Origin of the sequence: Flavobacterium sp., assembly GCF_049590715.1 — a bacterium.
GTDB lineage: Bacteria > Bacteroidota > Bacteroidia > Flavobacteriales > Flavobacteriaceae > Flavobacterium.
This window is the reverse complement of sequence record NZ_JBAWDL010000292.1, coordinates 1-5,452: the sequence shown is the minus strand read 5'-3', so window position 1 is coordinate 5,452 and position 5,452 is coordinate 1. Positions and strand designations below refer to the sequence as shown.

Here is a 5,452-nt window from a genome sequence, read left to right as displayed (position 1 = left end):
CCAATTTTAGCTTAAAATCATTGGGCATCAACCATTTTTCTATTAACTCTGCTTTTGTAAGGTATTCCCAAATTTCTTCGGGAGATTGGTTATAAAACCACTTGTGTTTAATTTCTGTTTTCATTAAAATGTAACTTTAAGGTTACGCAAATATATATGTAACTCTGGAGTTACGCAAATTTTTGTTCACATTTTTTATTAACTATCGGAAATTCTTGTCGGAATGTTCAAATTTTAGGGTGGGATGGAGTTCATATTGCATTTCGGCAATAATCCACTTTTCTTTAATCGGTGGTTCGGTGACACAGTCTGTTTTTGTACCTTTTGCTACTTCGATTAATTTATAGTATAAACCTTCATTGTCCCAAGTTGTAAAAGTGATTTTCCTGAATGATTTTGAGATTTTCCCATCTCTGAACCGATATTTGTTTATAGTCTAGCTCCCAAACATTTTATCCCTTGAGATCTAGTGCGTATGAAAAAGGGGAGCTGGAAACACATCCGAAAGAGTTTTATTTTAAATTTGAAATCCATTAATTTTAAACAAATATATTCCCCTTCATGACAATTACAGAATTTCCACTCACCATAGTTCCGTCATCTTTTACCTGCACCCTAATGTCTGATGCTCTATCCATTGCTTCGCCTTGTGTGATTTTATACTCATTGTTTTCTTTGATAATTCCTGCTTTATGGAGAAATCCCGCCAAAGGTCCAGCGGCACTACCTGTCGCTGGGTCTTCATCAATACCTATTCCTGGATTGAAGAATCTGGATTTTATGGAGAATTCAGGAGTATCTTTTGTTATAAAGAAGCAGTAAACACCTTGAAAGTGGTATTGTTTGGCTAACTCACTTAAAAGCCTTTTATCTGATTTTATTTTTGCTAAGGCTTTTTCATCTTTTAGAGGAACCATTAAATGTGAAACTTCAGTGGCTACAACATTGGGCATTAAGTCATCATACCCGATTTCATCCTCTAAAAGAGAAAGTGCTTTCAAAAGTGAAGCAGTGGGGATAGCTTGTTTTATAATGGCAGGTTGTTGTAATAAACCTAACTTACTGCCTGCTACAGCTACCTCAACAATTTTGTCTTTCATTATTATCTTAGGAAGATGGTTTAAATCTGAATTAAATTGTTTATCATCAAAAACAAAGGCATGCACTGCTCCCAAAAGATTGTGCCCAGCTCCGTTAATTTCAAAACCTGTTGGTGTAAATGATCGTACTTTTAAGGTATTCAATTCTTTAGAAAACTGAATAAAAGAGGTTTCTGAATAACCGAATTCCTTGGAAATATCTTTATAAGTGGATAATAATAAATCTTCGTTTGTTACTACAACCGCCAATGGATTTCCTTTATATTTTTCTGATGTAAAAACATCCAATATATAATAGGCTAAACTTTTAATTTCTTGTTTTTGTGACATAATTTTGTTTTAACTTTTGATAAATTGATACCTGAAATCAATTCTGAATTGCTACCAAATCTTTTAAAATAGCCTTCGTAATCTCTTTCCTTGCTTTAGAAAAATCAGGATTATTTTCATTAACCCCTTTTTTTATTCTTGTGGCAAAGAAAAAAATGTTATCGGGAGTTTCTACATAACCTACCCACCAGCCAATATCGATTCCGTCTTTTGTAGTCCAACCCGTTTTGTCTCTGAATATATGACCATCCGTATTTTCGGAAATCATTATTTCTTTTACGGTATCCATGGTTTTTTGAGAAAAGGGTAACTTGTTTTCGTACAACAGGACTAAAAACTCCATTTGATTTTTTGGAGTTATTCTAAATTCTCCATAATTCCAAAAGTCAGTTCCTTTTTCTGAAAAATCGAGATTTCCGTATTGGCATTTTTTTAAATAGCGGTAGTATTTTTTTCTGCCAATTCGTTCAGCAATCCTAACATAAAACCAAATGGTCGAGTTTTTATAAGCTGTTTTTAAGTCGGTATCTTTATTCCAGTTTGGAACTTCTTTACCAAAAATGGATCTTTTAATCCCATCCCATTTTAGCACTTCATTTTCATCTTGGATGACTTTTTCTTCAATAGCAATCAAAGAGTTGATGATTTTAAAAGTTGAAGCGGGTAGGGTAGCCCTGTTAGCATCTATAGAATCTGTAAAGAACCATTTACTTTTATTATAATCTAAGATGGTTACACTTCCCTCAAAGCCGTATTTATTGAATGTGCGATCAAGGTTTGTTTGTGCAGATAATGCGTAATTGAATATTAAAATAAAAAAAAGTAGAATGGTTCTTTTGTTCATGATTGTAAGATTTAAAATTTACTGTAAAAAAAATCTCTAAGTTCCTTAGTAAATAACTTTGGAACACTTAAAGCTGCAAAATGGCTTCCTTGTTCTAAAATATTAAATTGTTTAACATTTACTTTTCTTTCTACCCATTCTTTAGGAAAAGGAGCTTCTCCTGGAAACAATGTTACGCCGGTGGGAACTTCAACTTTTTGTTCAGATTTTAGACCTTGTTGCCAAGAAGCATGACTTTCTTCAACATAAGTGCGAATAGAGGAGTTAATGGTTTGCGTTATCCAATAAATCATCACATTGGTAATGAGTTCGTCTTTAGAATAATGTTCGTCAAAATTTTCGGGTTGCCCAGACCAAGCATGAAATTTTTCTACTATCCAAGCCACTAAACCTACTGGGGAATCATTTAATCCATAGCCTAAAGTTTGAGGTTTTGTAGATTGAATCATGTTGAAAGCGCCTTCTCTAAAAAACCATTGTTGTATAAATTGTCCAAACTTTTGCTCTGCGGGTGACAGGGAAGCCCAATTCTCTTTGCCATTTGGGTAACCCACATCAGTTAAATGAATAGCAGAAACTAGGGTAGGATACTGGTTTGCTAAAGATTTGCTAATTGTTGAACCGATATCTCCTCCAGCAGCAAAAAAAGTTTGGTAACCTAAAACCTCAGTCATCAATTTCATCCATAACGTTGCCGTTTTATCGCTGCTCTGTGGTTTTTTATCTGAGAAGCCAAAGCCTGGTATAGATGGAATAATAACATCAAAAGATTCGTTCTCATTTCCATCATATCTCAATGGATCTGTTAACATTGGAATTACTTTGTGAAATCGATAAAAGCTATCAGGCCAACCGTGTGTTAGTAAAAGTGGTTTGGGGTTTTTGCCTTTCCCTTTAACGTAAATAAAGTGGATAGATACGCCATCTATTTCCGCCATATACTGTGGTAATTCGTTCAGTATGGTTTCGTGTTTTCGCCAATCGTATTCATTTTGCCAATAAGAAACTAATTCTCGTAAATAAGTAGGGTTTATACCATAATTCCAATCAGCATTTTCAGGTTCGTCTGTCCATCTGGTTTGATTTAATCGTATTGAAAGGTCATTTAACACGTCTTGAGGTACTGCAATTTTGAAAGGTTTCATATATTTTTTATTTAATTTGTTTGATACAAAATTCAAACTCTTACGATTATTTTCATTGTAAAAAATTTACCTTTTAGTTTTAATACCAAAAAATCAAGTAAATAATTGTATGTCTTGCGGTTGTAAGATCATGTCAGGAACCAAACTATTTTCTTCTAATAGGATTTGAGATTTATGATAATCTGTAGGTTTTGAACCTGAGAAATGACTAAAATCTTTGATTAAATGAGCTTGATCATGGTAACCATATTTTTCAACCAACGAAAACCAATCAATTTTTTCTTTTTGTATCTGAATTGCCTTTGTCACTTGATTAAACCGATATATTCTCTGTAAATATTTTGGTGAAAAACCAGTATGTTTTTTTAATATTTGAATAATATGCTTCTGTGAATAACCTGATTTATGTACTAACCAACTAATGTTCTGTTCTAAATTCTTTTCTATAAAATGTACAATATCATTTTCTTTATTTTTACTAATAGTATAGTTTGAAAAATAAGTTTCTAACAGTAAAAATTTATCCAAGATCAGTTTTGTATTTAAAAGTTGTTGGTATAAATCTTTAAATGAATTTCCTAAAACAGTTTCCGCATTAATTTCTTTTTGATCTATAAAAGGTATTGGAATACCAGTAAGTTGGTAGAACCCACCAACAGTGAAACGAATGCTTATAATTGTTGAATCTGGATTATTTTCATAAAGAATGACCTGCTTTTGCGTTCCAGAAATCCATCCATGTTTTATTTCTTTTTTATTTCTTAAGCTTGAATCTTCAAATAATATATTCGTTGTATATTCATTGAGTTCTATTACTAAATTCACACTACCTTCTGGAAGTTCTTTGATGTAAATATTAGGAGAATTTCCCTTTACATACACTATGTGTTTGATAAAGCGATTTAGAGGTTCTTGAGGTATGTAATGCTGTATATCTATCATCATTCTAGCATCTTTTTTCCAATAAATGTACTTTTCCCTAACAAATAAGTTATGGCTCTTTCTATTATTTTATCTCGAGTTTCCTCAGACTTTAAAAAAGAAATATACCTTACCATTTCTTTTTGCATCGAAGGAGTCAAACTATCAAATTTTGATTTTGCTTTTAGGTTGTTTTCTAATGCTTCTATAAATTTAGGATGTGGTTCTACTGTTCTATCTGAGGGGTCAAACTCAATAGTAATATTAATTTCTTCTCCTATGCACTTCGGTGAATTTTTAAGCATTGTTGTATTGATGTAGAGTCGCCACAAACCACTGTATTTTACTAAAGTTTGTTGATAATCTAAATTATTTACTGTCCCTTTTATGGGAATATATCCTTTAGTTTTACCTGCGTCGGAAAAAATTCCTAAAAGGATATTCTCTGGTATCTTTACAAAGGGATTAATTCCTATTATTTCAATTGTTGCATTAAAGCAATAACTTTTCATATTAAAAAATATCTATGATTTTCCTTTCACCTGTGGTTCCCTTTGTTTAATTAAACCACTTTTCTTACAGCTCCATCTTTTATTTTATTAATGCTTGTGAAACAGCATAACTATCTTCCAATAACCTATATTTTACAATTTGATTGTTTTGAATCACCATCTGAATACAAAATATGGAATCTACTACTTTGTCAGTAGCGAGCATCCTTGTGGAAAATTCTCCCGTAATTACTGCATTTTCTTTATCAGTGAAAATGTTGTCAATTTTTGCAGAAATCGGTTGAGTGTTTTTCCACAGTAATTCATAAAAAGCAGAAACCTCCTTTCTATTATTTCTTTTACCCAACCATTCAGCTTTACTTTCGTCACCTGGAATATGCCAATCCAAGTTTTCGGAGAATAGCAGAGTTAAATCCTCTAAATTTCTTTCTGTTAGATGTTTTAGAAAATTCTGTACGATTGTTAATGAGTTGTTTTCCATATTTAATTTGTAGTTTATCTAATTATTTACCAATCCATTACCTCACACATTACACCCTTTTTTTGCAATTCTTCAATTACAATTTTTGCAGAAACATTGTTTGCTTCTATTCTCAGCAC

At 32.1% G+C, this 5,452-nt stretch carries 6 protein-coding genes; all 6 read right to left on the bottom strand.

Features of this window, described 5'->3' with window-relative positions; translation table 11 throughout:
- Nucleotides 1-539 precede the first annotated feature (539 nt).
- Nucleotides 540-1,430: a PhzF family phenazine biosynthesis protein gene (locus WBQ70_RS12940; RefSeq protein ID WP_423914928.1), complete on the bottom strand. Its 891-nt coding sequence runs from the start codon at nt 1,428-1,430 to the stop codon at nt 540-542.
- Between the two features lie 37 nt (nt 1,431-1,467).
- Nucleotides 1,468-2,274: a penicillin-binding transpeptidase domain-containing protein gene (locus tag WBQ70_RS12935; RefSeq protein ID WP_423914926.1), complete on the bottom strand. Its 807-nt coding sequence runs from the start codon at nt 2,272-2,274 to the stop codon at nt 1,468-1,470.
- Nucleotides 2,275-2,285: 11 nt separating this feature from the next.
- The gene (locus WBQ70_RS12930; RefSeq protein ID WP_423914925.1) at nt 2,286-3,419 is read right to left on the bottom strand and encodes an epoxide hydrolase family protein; all 1,134 of its coding nucleotides are present in this window, start codon (nt 3,417-3,419) and stop codon (nt 2,286-2,288) included.
- 93 nt (nt 3,420-3,512) lie between these two features.
- Complete coding sequence (locus WBQ70_RS12925; protein ID WP_423914923.1) at nt 3,513-4,364, bottom strand: DUF6597 domain-containing transcriptional factor; 852 nt, start codon at nt 4,362-4,364, stop codon at nt 3,513-3,515.
- On the bottom strand, nt 4,361-4,852 hold the full coding sequence (locus WBQ70_RS12920) for a YdeI/OmpD-associated family protein (RefSeq protein WP_423914921.1): 492 nt from the start codon (nt 4,850-4,852) through the stop codon (nt 4,361-4,363). Before WBQ70_RS12920 ends, WBQ70_RS12925 begins: the two co-directional genes overlap by 4 nt.
- Nucleotides 4,853-4,931: 79 nt before the next feature.
- Nucleotides 4,932-5,333 carry a nuclear transport factor 2 family protein gene (locus tag WBQ70_RS12915; protein WP_423914919.1) on the bottom strand — a complete coding sequence of 134 codons (402 nt, stop codon included), beginning with the start codon at nt 5,331-5,333 and terminating at the stop codon, nt 4,932-4,934.
- Nucleotides 5,334-5,452: the final 119 nt, after the last annotated feature.